We start from the raw sequence: 15,592 nt of genomic DNA, 5'->3' as shown, positions 1-15,592 counted from the left end.
AAACATTGTCTCTCCTCAAAACGGAGCCGCCCCCGCCGTCGGCGCACCGCCTCCTCCCGCAGCCGTTGCCTGCTGAGCGGCGGCCAGTGCCGCCTGCTGTTGCTCGGCGGCCTCGGCCTCGCGCTTGCGCCTCAGGCGGCGCACGTTGCTCAGCGGGCGCAGAATCTCCTCCGGAGCCCCGTTGAGCCTCGCCGCAAGGCGGAAACTGCGCTCCAAATCAACATGGTCGCAAATACCCGCATCCAAACCGCTCAGCTGCTGCATCAATTGCAGCGTCGTGCTGATACCCTCACTCCGGATGCGGCTCATGATGGTCGCAATGCGCCCTTGGTAAACGACATGCGGCTCGGCGATACTCATCTCGCCGCGTCGGTCGGCCTGCATCACCGTTGTCGGCGGCTGCGGGAACTTGCCCTGCCGGAACAACTGCGCGAACAAGCGCTCCATGAAAGGCTGAAAATCCGTCGCAAAGAGAGTAAACGAAGGAGAGAATAGCATCACGCGCTCATTCTCGCGGGCGTAAACCTCCGTCGCGCTCATCTGCTGCTTGCGCTCGCTCCAAAGCTCGAGCATCGGAACGAAAAACGCGCGGTTGATCGCCTCCTGCTTCTGCTTGAGGCGGTCCATCCCGACATCGTAGCGGCCCTGCGTAGCCCACTCGCGCGGGAAGCCGAGGCTGGCGCTCTCCGTGTTGATCAGCGTGCGCCCGCCCGCCCGCAAATCAACCTCGCCCACTTGATTCGCCAGCTCGAGAATGCGCGGAAAAGCCGCGATCTCACCCAGCGTATCAAGAATGCGGTTGAGAAACTGCGCCTGCCGGATATCGGGGTAAACGAGCCTCGCCGGAGCCAGCCCGTAGGGCCCCTCGCCCCACTTCAAAAAGCGCGTCACCATGTAGGGCATCTCGCGGTAGCCGCCCTCCTCGACAACGCAGGAGTCATCGAGACTGTAATACACGCTGCTCCAAGCCATATTGGCGGCGTTATCGCGGCTGCGGTCGCGGCGGCGGCGCGGCTGCACGACATGCAGAAAGCGCAGACTGCCCTCATGCGGGTGGCGCCCGGCATCGAGCAACGCCCGCGCCCGCGGCCCCAGCGCCTTGCGGCCGAACTGCGAGGCCGCCTGATGCGGCGTCAGGCAGAACTCCCGCATATAAGTGTCGATATTGCCCTCATCATTCTCGGCGCAGACAAACTGCCCGCAGGGAATGTGGCGGAAAAGCAGGCGGCCGTTGCGTCCCGTCCCGCTGAACAGCGAGCCGGTTCCCAGCCCCACGCGGTCCAGAAAACACTCGTGCAGCTCGGTGTAAAAATTGCTCAGCGCCAGCTCGCGGTTGGCAATCTCCGAACAGCGGGCATACCACGACTCCGCCTCGTCTCCGGCGTCGGGATCCGGGCTGCTCCACTTGAACCACTGCTCGTTGCTCGGCGTCATATACGACATATGCCCGCTGGCCAGCTTCTGGCAAGCCTCCACCGCCGTCGTATCGCTCAACTCGCGGTGGTGGCGGGCATCGGGCAGCTCGTCGCGATCGCTCGGGCGGCCGGGCAGAACGTAGCGTCGCAGCTCATCCCACCACCCCTCCCACGGAGCGCGGATCGCCTTGAGCGCGTGGTAACCCGCAATAATGTCATCCATAGCAGTCATCAGCCCAGAGTCGTGTTGCTGCCGGAAACTTGGCTGCTGCTGCTGCTGCTGCTGCGAAGCGCCCCGCTGCGGTTGTTGTTGCGCGAGAGAATCGTGGAGAGCAGCCCGCGGCGCGTGCTGTCCTTCTGCTGCTGCCCGGCGGCGACATCTTCATCGTTGCTGACGGTGACAACGGGCGGATCCGTCTTAACCGTCGTCGGCGAGGACGGAGTCTTGAACAATTTGGAGAATCCCATCGTGTAGAGTATGTGTTTGTCTGTATCTTAAATCAAGCGCGACGCCCGCCGTGGCGCACCACGCGCCGCCAGCTCAGCCGATGCGGCCGACCGGAGCGGACACCCCGCATAAAACAGAGCAGGGGCAAAGGAGCAAGCATCGCCCCGAGTCGCAGAGCGAAGCCCAGATCACCGACCAGCAGGTGCACGTACCAGCCGTCTGCGCCTGCATGGTCTGCGTCGAGTGCCTCGGCCCACAACTCGGGCTTCCGGCTGTCAACCGGGCGCATCAGAACAAACAGTCGCGGCGTGCTGATGATCACAGCTCGCGGATTGCGGCTCAGCGCGGCCACATCGGCAGCCAGACTGCGCTTGCTGCCGGCGTAATAGCGGGCGGCGCCCTCTCTTGCATCCGTGCTCATGACCTGAGCATAGCGCGACCTCCGCCGCATTTCCAGCGTGCTGCAGGGGCGGGAAATACCTGCCCGCGCCGGGAACGGAAGAACACAGCACCCCCTATCGGTTGCGAGGAGCCGGGCTCTGTGACACCCTGAGGCTACACGCCTCTGCGTGACTGAACCATGAGCAACAGTACAAAACCATCAACAGATCTGACCGCCCCGCCGATTGAGCCCCCCAGCGCCCTCGGCATCTGCAACCTCGCCCTCTCGAAACTCGGCGAATCCCCCATCAGCGCCATCGACGCCAACGGCTCCCCCGCCGCACGCATGTGCTACCTGCACTACCACCCCGTGCGCCGCGAAGTCCTCATGGCTCACCGCTGGACCTTCGCCACGCGCCTCGTCACCCTCAGCGCATCGGACGAACTGCCCACAAACTCCGCCGCAGCGTCCGCCGCAGCAGCAGCGTCCGCCGGCACTGCATCGTCCGCCGCCGACCCCGATGCGGAAAGCGCGGGCAGCACCGCCGCCGACCCCGACGCCGCGTTCGGCCCGATGGCTCTCTTGCCGCACTCCCTGCCCGGCGACTGCCTGCGCGTCCTCGAAGTCAACCGCAAGAGCTGGATCCTGCGCGGGCGCAGCATCTACTGCCCCGGAGATCGCGTGCGCCTCCTCTACATCGCCGACCTCGAAGACCCCGCCCTCTTCGACCCGCCCTTCATCGACGCGCTCGCCACCAAACTCGCCGTGCGGCTCTGCATCCCGCTGACCTCCAGCACCACGGCTCGCGAAGCCCTCACCGAGGAATACAGGCGCCTCGTCCTGCCGCAGGCCGAGCACCTCAACGCCGTCCAGTGCTTCTCCAACGACAGCCACCCCCTCTACCGCCTCTGGAAGCAGAGCGGCAGCGTCAGCGAATGGTGAATAAGTCCGTGTATAAATGACATAAAGAACAGACAATCAAGAGATTATAATTGTGAATAACTTTGTGAATAAAAGGTGCAAAACTCATGAAAGCCATTGATTTTGCTTGTCATCTGCTCATGCGCGTCGAGCAGGATTCCATGCCCTCGGGCTGCCGTCTCGTCCTCCTGCTGGTCGCTGCGGGTCTTGATAACGCACAAGACATCGCCGCCATGTCGGGCCTTCGTGCCTCCAGCTGCACAAGCCTGCTGCGCAAACTGGCGCGAGAACACTACCTGCAAAGCGTCGCGGGAAGCGTCTACCTTCTCGCCCCGAAAGGCCGAGAATACGTCCGCCACCTCTTAACCTTCTTCTCCAGCCCCCCTCCATGCGGCCGAAGCGACACCTGACCATCGACGAAAAGCGCGACTGGCTTGCCGGCATCTTTCGCGACGAAAGCGGCGAAGTAAGCCACGCGGACAAATTCAAAGCCATGGCCGAAGACACCCGCCTCGCCATGCTCGAAGAAGAAGAGCGGCGCCGCAAAGAAAGCAGCACCCCGGCGCTCAACGCCTCCCTGCTCGACCTGCTGCCGCCCCCGCTGAGTCCTGCGGCGGGCAGATCGAAGCCCGAATCGGCCGACGGCAGAAGCTTCAACGAGGCTCGCTCGAGCGACTCACGTCACCCTCCCGCAAGCTAAAAGCATGGGGGCAGTACGTAACCTGCGGGCGCTTGCCGCCCGCCAGCGTCACCTCGACAACATCGAAGCGAAAAGACACCCGCCATCCCAGCAGCGACATCCACTTCACCGCCCCGCATCTCAGCATGCGGCGCTTCCTCACATCCACATGCTGAGACGGAGCCCCGAAGCGCTCGGTGGACAAACTCTTCACCTCGACAAAAACGAGCGTATCACCGTCTCGGCAAACCAGATCCAACTCCCCGCTCCGGCCCCAGCGAAAATTGCGCCGCAGCACCTTCATCCCTCGGGCCCGCAGCCAAGAAGCCGCCACCAACTCACCGTATCGGCCGAGTCGGCGCCGATCGGGCGTCTCCTCAGAACTCCAAGGGCAGCGCCATCTGTGCAACAGGTGCAAACGAGCGGCGATGATGCGGAGAAACTCCATATTCGCGCAAAGCCTTGAGATGAGCCGCCGTACCGTAACCGGCATGGCGGGCGAACCCGTACATCGGAAACTCGCGATCCAACTGCTGCATCAGATGATCGCGCGACACCTTCGCCAGAATACTCGCCGCAGCAATGCAGAGACAGCGGGCATCCCCCTTCACCATATTGCGAGAAGGCAGAGGAAAACCCGGCACCGCCAGACCATCAATCAGGCAGAAATCCGGCCTCGGGTTCAGCCCCTCCGCGGCACGCCTCATCGCCAGATGCGTCGCCCGCAAAATATTGAGGCGATCAATCTCCTCCACCGACGCCTCGGCCACCGACTTCTGCACGCGATCATCGCCCATCAGCGCCTCGAAGAGCACCTCGCGGCGCTTGGCGGAAAGCTTTTTGGAATCATTCAGCCCCGGCAACTCAAAATCCTCGGGCAGAATCACGGCCGCCGCCACCACCGGCCCGGCCAGCGGACCGCGTCCGGCCTCATCAATACCGCAAATGCGGGCGTAACCGGCCGCGCGAGCCTCTCGTTCCGCCTGCCGATCCGGGCCTGACCCCGTGCCCCCTGCCGCAGCGTCCCCCCTCATCGCGCCTCCTCCTGCGATGCGGGCGCACTGATCTCCTCACCGCCGCCCGATTCCCCGTGCCCCGCGCCATCGGAACCGCGTCGGCGAGCCGCCTCGGAGCCTTTCCCTGTCGGTCGCGGGTGCAACCGCATCATCTCCTCGCGCAAGCCCTGCGGCAGCCCCTCGCCCTCCTTGAGCAAGTGCAGCGCCTCAATATCATCCAGATAGCGACTCATCGGCGTATCGGGGCCGGGCTGCTCGCGGCGCAGCAGGCGCATCGTCTCCATATAAGCCTCAACATCGGCCGGAGCATCACCCTCGCGAGTCGTAATCTCATACCAATCCAGATAATCGCGCCCGCGTATACCCGTCTGCATGTAAGCCTGCCGCAACTCGCGGATCGGCCCGAGAATCCCCTGCACCTCATCCGGACTGCTGCCCTGCATCAGCTCCCCGATAGCGCGAATATACTCCGTCACAATCACCTGATACCCGGGGAAACAGCGATAACTCAGCTCCAACAACTGATCGATGTTCGTACGCGCCTGCCCCTGCCAATCCTCCAAGCGGCTCACCGCATAGGCATCATCGAGACTAATCGGGCGCACCTTGGCCGTGTACGGATCAAAATAGTGCAGCGTCAGCGCGGCAGAGAGCGCCTTATCCGACTCCATCGGCGTCAGCAACTCATCCGCCATCGGCGCAGCGTAAGCCGCCAACTCCAGAGCCCACCACTCACTGAGCAAATTATCATCCACCCCCAACTCCAAAAAGAACTTGGAAATCAGCTCATAGGGACCCTCCTCCGCCAGCGAGGCCGCCTTGATCAACTCGCGCACCCGGTCCGTCCCCCCCGGGCGCTTCATCAAACTGCTGATAAGCAGCCCGCAGGAAACATCGTACAGACGGCGGCTCGCGGCATCCAGCTTCCCGGGCGACGGCGTAGAAACAATCTTCTGCGGATCGGGCATCTCGGCGCGATGCGCCAAAGTCTGATACGTGCGCCGATCCGCCTTGCCCGTGCGGCAGAGAATCGTCTCATAAAGCCCGGAAACCAGCCACTCCGGCATACTCACCACATCCGGCAACTCATCACCCGTCAAATCGCGCAGCGCGTACTCGTAAAGCACCATCGCGATCACCGCGCGATCAAGCTTCTCCAGCTTAATACCCCCGCCGCAAAAAATACGAATCTGGAAATTCGGCTCCTGACCAATCACCCGCACATGCAAACGAACCGGATTCGGCGACGGCTGATCCGAATAACTGCCCAGCAAACGAATCGAAATAGAGTAGCGCCAATCATTCCCCAAACCCAACATACCGATCAACTGCGCCCTGAGCTCATCCGCCCGAGACGCAATCGCCCCCATGCGCAAAGCCTCACCGCCGCTCACCGAAAACATACGCGACTGAGACACCACATGCTTATCCTCCGCCTCCCCCGTCTCTTGCCGCGGAATCGTCGGGCGAATCGCCGGGCGCAAACGATCCGACGGCGTTGTCGCCCCCGCATCCGCCCCGCCCGCGGCATCCGGCGCAACCGCCCCGCCCGCGGCATCCGGCGCATCCGCCTCACCCGCATCAGCGGCATCCGCCCCGCCTGCCGCAGCGGCATCCGCCTCACCTGCGGCATCCGGCGCAACCGCCTCGGGCAGAGAATCCCCGGCCGGCAACTCATCCGTCGGCGTCTCAATAATCGTATCATCCGTCTGCTCGGCGGCAGAGTAGCAGGGCAGAGCCAGCGCGAGAACAAAAGCCCGTACGGAGACGCATTTCAGCATACCCCCATGCTACCAGAGCACCCCCGCCCCTGCAAGCACAAAGAACCGCAACGAAAAGCACAAGAGCAGCACCGAAAGCAGCGGACTTGACTCCGCGCCCCGCGGCGAGTAAAGTAGCAGCATGAAAATCGCCTCAAGCGCCGCCGTCCGCGCCGCCGAGCAACAGCTCTTTGCCCAAGGCCGCATCAGCTCCCTGCAACTCATGGACCGCGTCATCGCCCGCCTCGTCGAACTCTTCCGACCCGGTCGCAGCGAACTCGCCGACTTTCACCCCGAGCACATCATCGTCGCCGCCGGCAAAGGCAACAACGCCGGAGACGCCATCGGCCTCGCCGCCGCCCTGCGCCTCCCCGTCACCCTCCTGAGCACCTGCCCGCCCGACCAACTCAGCCCCGACACCCGCGCCCAGCTCGCCCGCATCCCCGCTGAACTCCTCAACCGGCAAGCCCCCGAGCCGCGCCCCAACACCCTCCTCATCGACGGCCTCCTCGGCTCCGGCGCGAGCGGCCCCCTGCGCGAACCCATCCGCAGCCTCGCCCGGCAACTCAACCGCCTGCGCACCGCCTCACCGCGCAGCCTCACCCTCGCCATCGACATCCCCACCGGCCTCGACGCCGACACCGGCCGGCCCGACCCCGACGCCATCCGCGCCGACATCAGCTGCCCCATCGGCTGCGTCAAACCCGGCATGCTCCGCGACGGCGCCGAGCAGTGCGTCGGGCGCCTGCTCCCCATCCCCCTCCCCGAAATCAGCATCGCCGAAGAACCCTCCTCCGGCCAAGCCCCCCGCGCCGTCGCCGACCTCGACCTCATGCGCGGCTGGCTCCCCCCCCGCCCCCGCAACAGCTACAAAAACAGCATCGGCCGCATCGCCCTCATCGCCGGCAGCCCCGGCATGATAGGTGCAGCCCAACTCGCTGCAGAAGCCGCCCTGCACGCAGGCGCCGGCCTCATCAGCCTCCACTGTCCGCGCAGCATCTACCCCATCCTCGCCGCCCGCATCGCCGCTGAAATCATGGTGCAGCCCATCGACAGCATCGCCGACATCCGAGAACCCCAAGCCCGCGCCCTCCTCATCGGCCCCGGCCTCGGCACCGCCCTCAGCCAAAGCGAAAAAAACGCCCTGCGGCAACTCGCCGAGCAATTCCCCGGCACCGTCGTCCTCGACGCCGACGGCCTCAACATCGCCGCCGCCGACCACTGGCAACCCCGCCCCAACTGGATCCTCACCCCGCACCCCGGCGAAATGCGGCGCCTCCTGCCGAGCGCCCCGAATGATCGGCTCGAAACCGCCCTCCTCTACCGCCGGCAGCACCCCGCCACTCTCCTGCTCAAAGGCGCCCGCACCCTCATCGTCGGCGACGAAGGCATCACCTACAACAGCAGCGGCGGCCCCTGCATGGCCAACGGCGGGCAGGGCGACGTCCTCGCCGGCGTCATCACCGCCCTCGCCGCCCAAGGCCTCAGCCCCCAGCGCGCCGCCGCCCTCGGCGCCTGGGCCTGCGGCCAGTCCGCCCTCCTCTCGCAGACCCGTCGCGGGCTCCCCCCCGCCGTCACCCCCGGAGAAGTCAGCCGCGGCATCGGCGAAGCCCTCGCCATGCTCCCCGGCGCATGAAAAGCAAAGCCCCCGTGCGCGAAGCCGCTGAAGCCGCTTGACAAAAGCCCCGCACTCTGCCACACTCCCTTCCGTGCTCGATCTCTGTCTGCTCGGAACCGGGGGCACCCAACCCCTCATGAACCGCTGGCTCACCTCCCTCGTCGTGCGCTACAGCGGCCACGCCCTGCTCATCGACTGCGGCGAAGGCACCCAAATCGCCGCCCAGCGCGCCGCCGTCAGCCTCAAACCCGTCGACAAAATACTGCTCACCCACCTGCACGCCGACCACGTCAGCGGCCTACCCGGCCTGCTGCTCACCATGGGCAACATGGGGCGCACGGAAAGCGTCTCCGTCATCGGTCCGCGCGGCACCGAACGCCTCATCGACGCCGTGCGCGTCATCGCCCCCAACCTCCCCTTTGACCTGCGCGTCAGCGAACTTGAAACCGAGCAGGAACTCATGTACTTCCTGGACTGCGACATCGAAGCCTTCGCCGTCCGGCACGGCGTCCCCTGCTACGGCTACAGCATCACCCTGCCGCGCGCCGGAAAATTCGACGCCGACAAAGCCCGCGCACTCGCCATCCCTCTCCCCTTCTGGAGCCGCCTGCAAAAAGGCGAAAGCATCGAACACGAAGGGCAGCTCTACACCCCCGACCTCGTCATAGGCCCCCCGCGCCGCGGCCTGAAAATCACCTACTGCACCGACTCGCGCCCCACACCCGCCATCGCCGCCGCCGCGCAAAACGCCGACCTCTTCATCTGCGAAGGCATGTACGGCGACGACGAATCCCTCCCCAAAGCCCGAGAAAACCGCCACATGCTCTTCAGCGAAGCCGCGCGCCTCGCCGCAGAAGCCGGCGGCGTGCGCGAACTCTGGCTCACCCACTACAGCCCCTCACTACCCAACCCCAAAGCCTACCGAGACATCGCCCGCTCCATCTTTCCCAACACCCACACCGCCCGTGACGGCTGGACAAAAGAACTCCGCTTCGAAGACGAGTAAGCTCAAACCTCTCCTCCGGCACCCATCAGGCAAAGCCCCCTCCGCCTCCCCTCTCCCCCTGCCCGCACCCGCGGTACAGGGATCTTTTTTTTGCCCGCCGCCGCAACCGAAAGCTTGACGCCTCGCCGACAAAAAACTTCGACAGCATGAACCCGAACCAAGCTCGGCTCAACACAGCCAAGCTCAAGCAAGCTCGGCAAAAAGCGTTCGCCGATGCAGCATGAATATGCGCAGATGTAATATTTTTGTAAAATAACGGATTGACATCGAAGCCAATAGACCATATGCTCGCATAGTCAAACCAGAATACATCGAGTTCATTCACCCTCTATCCTCCGCGGCAGCATATGAAACCACACCTCCCCGCATCCCTTCGCAGAGCACTGATCGCCTGCTTGGTCACCCTCGCTCCGGTCGCTCAGGCATATGACCTCTCTTGGTTTATCTATAACATCTATTGGGGCGTCGGAGAATATTTTTCTGACAGCCGACTGTTCCTCCCCGGAGACAACGTCACCTTCGGCCCACTGCCGAGCGGCACGACGGAACCCGTCTACCTCCTCGGAGGCTTGAAGGTCGGCAGCATGACCGTCAATGCCGGTGAAGGCAACACCTATCTATTTGAAGGCAGCGGCTCCATTACCGAAGTCGCCGGCATCACCATTACAAGCGGCACCGCCGAATTCAACTCTGCCGATCGCCTGCGGGCATCAGGCACAGCCGTGCAAGTCGACGCCGGAGCCAAGCTGCAACTGCGCTACGACACGAGCTACAACCCCGACATCACCCTCGGGGGAAAAGAGGGCGATGTCAGCGGTGCAATGCTCGAGATATGGGGGGGGGACGTTTGGCCATCCCACACCCTCAACGGCAGCCTGAGCATGGGAGACGGCTCCGTCCTGCAGTTTAACGGTAGCAAGTACGCCAGCTATTATTTCAACGGCAATCTTGAGATCGCGGAGGAGGATACTGCCATCGTGAACACGATACTGCCCAGCCGTCTGTTTCTTCAAGCATCCTCTTTGCCCGCAGGCACTTTTCGTCTTGAGGGAAGTTCTTCCCTTATCTACCTGCAGAGTTCCGGCACATACAACTTGGTCGTGGCGAATGAATCCATGGTGGAGACGCGGAGCCAATACCAGCACATCAACTTCCGGGTGGAGGACGGCAAGAAAGCGGCGCTGGTTTTCGGTGACTCGAACTCTTCGGCAAATCTGGACACCGGGAACGGCGGTGAGATCTGGGTGCCAGCACCCTCTTACTCTAACGCCACGGTGAATGAGCTGATCGGCAGCGGCACCCTCGTCCTCGCGGGTGGGGATCTCCTGCTCGAGGAGGCGGCCGACTTTTCCGGCACCATCCTTGTTCAGTCAGGATGGTACAACTCTACCGACGGTGGCGTGAATGTGTTTTCGACCAGAAACGCAACGCTGATTCTGGGCTCGGCGGATGCTGCCTCTCAAGCTACCGTGGAGCTGGGGGAATATCGCCTTCCTGATTACGATTGTACTTTCAGTCTGGCGCTGGAGGACGGGGTGGCCTCCGCTGAGCTGAAGAGCCTCAAAGGCTCGGCGTATTCACGCATCAAGGCCGGCAACTACCGCCTGCGCGAGGGCGGCTCCTTTGCCGGCACGCTGGAGGACGGCGTCACCCTGACCGTAGGCGCGGGCAGCAGCATGGACTTTGCGGGCGCCCGCGCTGACGACGGCGCCTCGACCCTCATTGCCGGCGAAGGCGGCAGCACGCTCGCGAATCTGACGCTCGGGAGCGGCATGGTGCTGGGGGCGCAGCTCGCGGGCACCGCGCAGTCGGTGACACTGCAAAACCTGACCCTCGAAAGCGGAGGCACGATCTTGTTTGATGCGCAAAACCTCATCGACGGCACCCGGACCTACGACGTGAGCGGCACGTCCACCTTGTCTCTGACGGATGGCGGCAGGGTCGCCTTGGTGATAGACGGGGCGGAAAGTTTGCCCGCGGGTGATTCCTACCTGTTGCTCGGCAATGTGGAGGGCCTGCTGCAAGGAGTTGATCCCGAGCAGGTTTTTGATCTGGCTGCTGATGACGGCAGGGGCACTCACCTGCAATACACCCTCGACGCGCAGAGCGGCGACCTCGTGCTGACGTTGGCTCCCATCACGGACTATTACCGCCGCGCCGCGCTCTCGCACAACGGGCAGGCCGGAGCCGCTATGATCGACGCTCTGTTTGTCGCTTCTCAGCCGCAGTTCAACGCCCCCGGCAGCGATGCCGCTGCGCTGCTGCAAGAGCTTGACCGCTTGATTGAGGGCGGCAACGCCGCCGCGGCGGATAATGTTATGGCCGCCGCCGCCGGAGCGAGCGTCACCACGCTCGGCATGGCCTTCGCCGCCGACGCGCAGCACCGTCTCAACAACATCCGCGACCGCATCTCCACCCTCAAGCTCGACTCCTTCGGTGCCCCCGCGGGCGACCCCGGCCCCGACGGCCGCGAGCCGCTGAACTTCTGGGTCAACGCCGAAGGCGGCTACCTCACGCTGGAGCAGAGCGGCACCGCTCCCGGCTACTCCATGACGAGCTGGGGAGGCACCGTGGGCGTCGAAGCCTCCCCGCGCCGCGATTTGAGCTGCGGTCTGGCTTTCTCCGCTATCTTCAGTGATTTGGACGCGGATGCGGCCGATGCGGCGAGCGGTGATCTGGATACGTATTACCTCAGCGCCTTCGGTCAATACCGCAGCGGCGCGTGGAAGCACACGCTGGTCACTTCGCTGGGGCTGGCCGACATCAGCCTGAACCGCACCGTGGCACACGGCTCGGGCAGCTACCGCACGAGCGGAGATACGGACGGCCTGAGCCTGGGCTTCCTCTACGAGATCACGCGCGACATCCCGCTCAACGGCGCGAACACGGCGATTCTGCAACCGCTGGTGAACGTGAGTTACCTGCATACGCGCATCGACGGCTACACGGAGAGCGGCAGCGATGCCGCGCTGCGCTTCGGGGATCAGAATCTGAACAGCGTGAGCTTCGGCGCGGGTGCGCGCGTGCAGGCTCTGGCGGGCGAGAGCCTGCTGAACCGCAGCGCGCTCTTCGAGGCGCGTGCGCTGGCGAAGTTTAATGCAGGCGACTGCCGGAGTACGGCAGGCGTGAGCTTCGCCAATGGCTTCGGTCAGGCTGCGGTGGAGTCGGCAGCCATGGGCGTCTTCGGTATGGAGCTGGGTGCGGGCGTGACGGTGCCGCTGGGGCGCGAGGCGGGCTCGATTTTCGCGGATGTGAGCTATGAGCTCTACCGCGAGTACAGCAGCCTGAATGCGGGCGTGGGCTACCGCCTGAGTTTCTGAGCTGCTCTCTCGCTCTGCTGCGCCCGCCGCCTGAGCCCCGGCGAGCGGGCGCAGCTCATCCCCCTCCCCCCTGCGACGCTTCTGCGCCGCAGGGGGCTTTTTTGCTCCGTGCCGCTCAGGGCAGGGGCTTCGTTGGGCCGTGCCGCTCAGGGCAGGGGCTTCGTGCCGCGGGGGGGCGGGGGCGGTTACACAAAAAAATGTCATTGTAAAGTTTGTATGTGTACAATGACAAAAAAAACTATACAATGTTGTCTTGCAAGCTTTATCAGTGCCGGGCGGCGATACGGGAAAGGGTGGCAGGCCGCGGCCTGCCACCCTGATGAGCTGTGTGTCTCCTGCGGGAGGCTCGCGCTGTTTCGCGCTTAGTTGGCGACGATGTTGACGAGGCGCCCGGGGACGACGATGACTTTGCGCACGGTTTTGCCGGCGGTGAACTCTTGCACCTTGGCCGAGGCGAGGGCGGCGGCTTCAAGCTCGTCTTTGGTGGCGTCGGCGGGCACGGTGAGTTTGTCGCGCAGTTTGCCGTTGACTTGGACGACGATTTCGCGCGTGTTTTCGACGAGGTATTCGGGCTTGTAGCTCGGCCAGGTCTGCGTGCAGAGTTGCCCGGCGGGCAGGGCGGGGAAGGCCGCCTGAAGGATCGAGTAGAGCTCTTCGGTGATGTGCGGCGCGAAGGGGTTGAGTACGTGCAGCAGGGTCACGTAGTCCGCCAGCGCGACGGAGGAGGCCGAGGTCATGGCGTTGGTGCACTCCATCATTTTGGAGATGGCGGTGTTGAAGCTCATGCTCTCGATGTCTTCGGTGACTTTCTTGATGGTTTTGTGCAGTTCTTTGCGCACGGGGGTGACGCTGCCGTCGTCCGCATCGGTCACTTTGCCCGAGAGGGCCCATTGCCCTTCCTGATTCTCCTGCATCGCAACGCGCCAGACGCGGGCGAGGAAGCGGCTGATGCCTTCGACGCCTTTGGTGCTCCAGGGTTTGACTTCTTTGAGCGGGCCCATGAACATTTCGTAGAGGCGCAGGGAGTCGGCGCCGTATTCGCGCACGATGTCATCGGGGTTGACGACGTTGCCGCGGCTCTTGGACATTTTCTGGCTGTCTTCGCCGAGGATGAGGCCCTGGTTGACGAGTTTGAAGAAGGGCTCGGGGGTGCTGACGAGGCCGTAGTCGTAGAGGACTTTGTGCCAGAAGCGCGAGTAGAGCAGGTGCAGGACGGCGTGCTCGGTGCCGCCGACGTAGAGGTCGACGCCGCCGGGTTTGCCGGCGCTGCCCATCCAGTATTCTTCGGCGGCTTTGCCGACGAAGGCGCTGTCGTTGTGCGGGTCGAGGTAGCGCAGGTAGTACCAGCAGGAGCCGGCCCACTGGGGCATGGTGTTGGTTTCTCGCGTGTATTCGTCGGAGTATTTGATCCACTGCGTGGCTTTGACGAGCGGGCCGCGCGGGTCGCCCGAGGGTTTGAAGTCGTCCATCTCGGGCTGAAGCAGGGGGAGTTCGCTCTCGGGGATGGGGTAGTGGTGGCCGTCTCGGGTGCTCCAGATGATGGGGAAGGGTTCACCCCAGTAGCGCTGGCGGCTGAAGAGCCAGTCGCGCAGTTTGTAGTTGATTTTGCCGCGGCCGTAGCCTTTTTCTTCGAGCCAGGCGATCATGCTCTTTTTGGCGTCGGTGACGCTCAGGCCGTTGAGGTGCTCGGAGTTGACCATGGTGCCGTCGTAGCCGCAGAAGTCCTGCCAGGGGGTGTCGGCGTCGTCGGGCTGCACGACTTGGATGACGGGCAGGCCGAATTTGACGGCGAATTCGTAGTCTCGGCTGTCGTGCGCCGGGACGGCCATGATGGCGCCGGTGCCGTAGCCGGTGAGGACGTAGTCGGCGATCCAGATGGGGATTTGTTTGCCGTTGACGGGGTTGGTCGCGTAGGCGCCGGTGAAGACGCCGGTTTTGTCTTTGCTGAGGTCGGTGCGCTCCAGATCGCTCTTGGCGGCGCATTCTTTCCGGTAGGCTTCGACGGCGGCTTTTTGCTCGGCGGTGGTGATCTGCGGGACGAGGTCGTGCTCGGGCGAGAGGACCATGTAGGTGGCGCCGAAGAGGGTGTCGGGGCGCGTGGTGTAGACGGTGATGGTGTGGCCGTTGCAGTCGAAGTTGACTTCGGCGCCGCTCGAGCGGCCGATCCAGTTGCGCTGGAGCAGTTTGATGCTTTCGGGCCAGTCCAGCGGCTCCAGTTCGTCGATGAGGCGCTCGGCGTAGGCGGTGATGCGCAGCATCCACTGGCGCAGTTTGCGGCGCTCGACGGTGAAGCCTTTGCTCTTCCATTCTTCGGCTTCTTCGTTGGCGAGGACGGTGCCCATGTCGGGCGACCAGTTGACCATGCCTTCGGCGACGTAGGCGAGGCGCACGGCGTCGATTTGGTCGCGCGTCCAGCCTTTCTCCTCAAGTTCGGAGACGGGGCGGGCTTTCTTGAGCTCTTCGTTGTAGTAGGAGTTGTAGAGGCGCAGGAAGATCCACTGGGTCCAGCGGACGTAGTGCGGGTCGGTCGTGGCGATTTCGCGGTCCCAGTCGTAGGAGAAGCCCAGCATTTTGAGCTGGCGGCGGAAGTTGTCGATGTTGGCGTAGGTGGTGACGGAGGGGTGCTGCCCGGTCTTGATGGCGTATTGTTCGGCGGGCAGGCCGAAGGAGTCCCAGCCCATGGGGTGCAGGACGTTAAAGCCTTTCATCCTCTTGTAGCGGCTGACGATGTCGGTGGCGGTGTAGCCTTCGGGGTGCCCGACGTGCAGACCGGCGCCGCTGGGGTAGGGGAACATATCGAGGATGTAGCACTTGGGCTTGGCGGCGTCGAAGCCCGGCTCGCCCGGGTTGCTGACCTTGAAGGTTTTCTCTGCATCCCAGGTGGCCTGCCACTTGGGTTCAAAGACGTCGAAAGGATACGGATTCTTGCGGTCTGACATGTCGGCGGTGACTATATTCTAATCGGTGTTGAAAAGCAAGTCTTTTCGCGTTTCGCTCGCGGCGGGGACGATATCTGCTCTTGCAGGA

At 63.8% G+C, this 15,592-nt stretch carries 13 protein-coding genes; 6 read left to right on the top strand and 7 right to left on the bottom strand.

The features are described 5' to 3' along the window. Window positions 1-15 precede the first annotated feature (15 nt). Genes AC6UAL_RS02770 through AC6UAL_RS02760 form a run of 3 tightly spaced genes read right to left on the bottom strand, consistent with a single transcriptional unit; the run spans window position 16 to window position 2,284 of the window. The gene (locus tag AC6UAL_RS02770; RefSeq protein WP_500681833.1) at window positions 16-1,638 is read right to left on the bottom strand and encodes a portal protein; all 1,623 of its coding nucleotides are present in this window, start codon (window positions 1,636-1,638) and stop codon (window positions 16-18) included. Window positions 1,639-1,646: 8 nt separating this feature from the next. After that, window positions 1,647-1,883, bottom strand: a complete 237-nt coding sequence (locus AC6UAL_RS02765) for a hypothetical protein (protein ID WP_500681832.1) — start codon at window positions 1,881-1,883, stop codon at window positions 1,647-1,649. A gap of 32 nt (window positions 1,884-1,915) precedes the next feature. Continuing rightward, window positions 1,916-2,284, bottom strand: a complete 369-nt coding sequence (locus tag AC6UAL_RS02760; RefSeq protein ID WP_500681831.1) for a hypothetical protein — start codon at window positions 2,282-2,284, stop codon at window positions 1,916-1,918. Between the two features lie 159 nt (window positions 2,285-2,443). Here AC6UAL_RS02760 and AC6UAL_RS02755 point away from each other — a divergent pair, with 159 nt between their 5' ends. From AC6UAL_RS02755 to AC6UAL_RS02745, 3 genes are all read left to right on the top strand, one after another. After that, window positions 2,444-3,187: a phage connector family protein gene (locus tag AC6UAL_RS02755; protein ID WP_500681830.1), complete on the top strand. Its 744-nt coding sequence runs from the start codon at window positions 2,444-2,446 to the stop codon at window positions 3,185-3,187. An 86-nt stretch (window positions 3,188-3,273) separates the two neighbouring features. Continuing rightward, a complete protein-coding gene (locus tag AC6UAL_RS02750) occupies window positions 3,274-3,576 on the top strand; it encodes a helix-turn-helix domain-containing protein (RefSeq protein WP_500681829.1) in 303 nt (100 codons plus the stop codon). Further along, complete coding sequence (locus tag AC6UAL_RS02745; RefSeq protein ID WP_500681828.1) at window positions 3,555-3,866, top strand: hypothetical protein; 312 nt, start codon at window positions 3,555-3,557, stop codon at window positions 3,864-3,866. Before AC6UAL_RS02750 ends, AC6UAL_RS02745 begins: the two co-directional genes overlap by 22 nt. Here the strand turns inward: AC6UAL_RS02745 and AC6UAL_RS02740 are convergent. The 3 genes from AC6UAL_RS02740 to AC6UAL_RS02730 are packed head-to-tail and all read right to left on the bottom strand — an operon-like array spanning window position 3,820 to window position 6,642. Continuing rightward, the gene (locus tag AC6UAL_RS02740; protein WP_500681827.1) at window positions 3,820-4,293 is read right to left on the bottom strand and encodes a YraN family protein; all 474 of its coding nucleotides are present in this window, start codon (window positions 4,291-4,293) and stop codon (window positions 3,820-3,822) included. The two genes, AC6UAL_RS02745 and AC6UAL_RS02740, sit on opposite strands and share 47 nt — an antisense overlap. After that, window positions 4,223-4,879: a ribonuclease HII gene (rnhB, locus tag AC6UAL_RS02735; RefSeq protein WP_500681826.1), complete on the bottom strand. Its 657-nt coding sequence runs from the start codon at window positions 4,877-4,879 to the stop codon at window positions 4,223-4,225. The genes AC6UAL_RS02740 and rnhB overlap by 71 nt, the downstream gene beginning before the upstream one ends. Beyond that, window positions 4,876-6,642: a hypothetical protein gene (locus tag AC6UAL_RS02730; protein WP_500681825.1), complete on the bottom strand. Its 1,767-nt coding sequence runs from the start codon at window positions 6,640-6,642 to the stop codon at window positions 4,876-4,878. The genes rnhB and AC6UAL_RS02730 overlap by 4 nt, the downstream gene beginning before the upstream one ends. Before the next feature lie 121 nt (window positions 6,643-6,763). On the opposite strand from AC6UAL_RS02730, the gene AC6UAL_RS02725 reads away from it, so the two are divergent. The 3 genes from AC6UAL_RS02725 to AC6UAL_RS02715 all read left to right on the top strand — a co-directional run bounded on the left by AC6UAL_RS02725 (window position 6,764) and on the right by AC6UAL_RS02715 (window position 12,565). Beyond that, window positions 6,764-8,257, top strand: coding sequence for an NAD(P)H-hydrate dehydratase (locus AC6UAL_RS02725; RefSeq protein WP_500681824.1), 1,494 nt, complete (start codon window positions 6,764-6,766; stop codon window positions 8,255-8,257). Between the two features lie 73 nt (window positions 8,258-8,330). Continuing rightward, entirely contained in the window at window positions 8,331-9,245 is a 915-nt protein-coding gene (locus AC6UAL_RS02720; protein WP_500681823.1) for a ribonuclease Z, read from the top strand. 347 nt (window positions 9,246-9,592) lie between these two features. Then, window positions 9,593-12,565 carry an autotransporter family protein gene (locus AC6UAL_RS02715; protein ID WP_500681822.1) on the top strand — a complete coding sequence of 991 codons (2,973 nt, stop codon included), beginning with the start codon at window positions 9,593-9,595 and terminating at the stop codon, window positions 12,563-12,565. 362 nt (window positions 12,566-12,927) lie between these two features. On the opposite strand, the gene leuS is transcribed toward AC6UAL_RS02715, so the two are convergent. Next, window positions 12,928-15,504 (bottom strand): leucine--tRNA ligase, encoded by a 2,577-nt coding sequence (leuS, locus tag AC6UAL_RS02710; RefSeq protein WP_500681821.1) that lies wholly within the window; start codon window positions 15,502-15,504, stop codon window positions 12,928-12,930. Between the last annotated feature and the right edge of the window lie 88 nt (window positions 15,505-15,592).

This window comes from Candidatus Parakkermansia intestinigallinarum, from assembly GCF_944389695.1.
In the GTDB taxonomy this organism is placed as follows: Bacteria; Verrucomicrobiota; Verrucomicrobiia; order Verrucomicrobiales; family Akkermansiaceae; genus Akkermansia; species Akkermansia intestinigallinarum.
The sequence above is the reverse complement of the archived record's forward strand: the minus strand, read 5'-3'. Positions and strand labels throughout refer to the sequence as shown.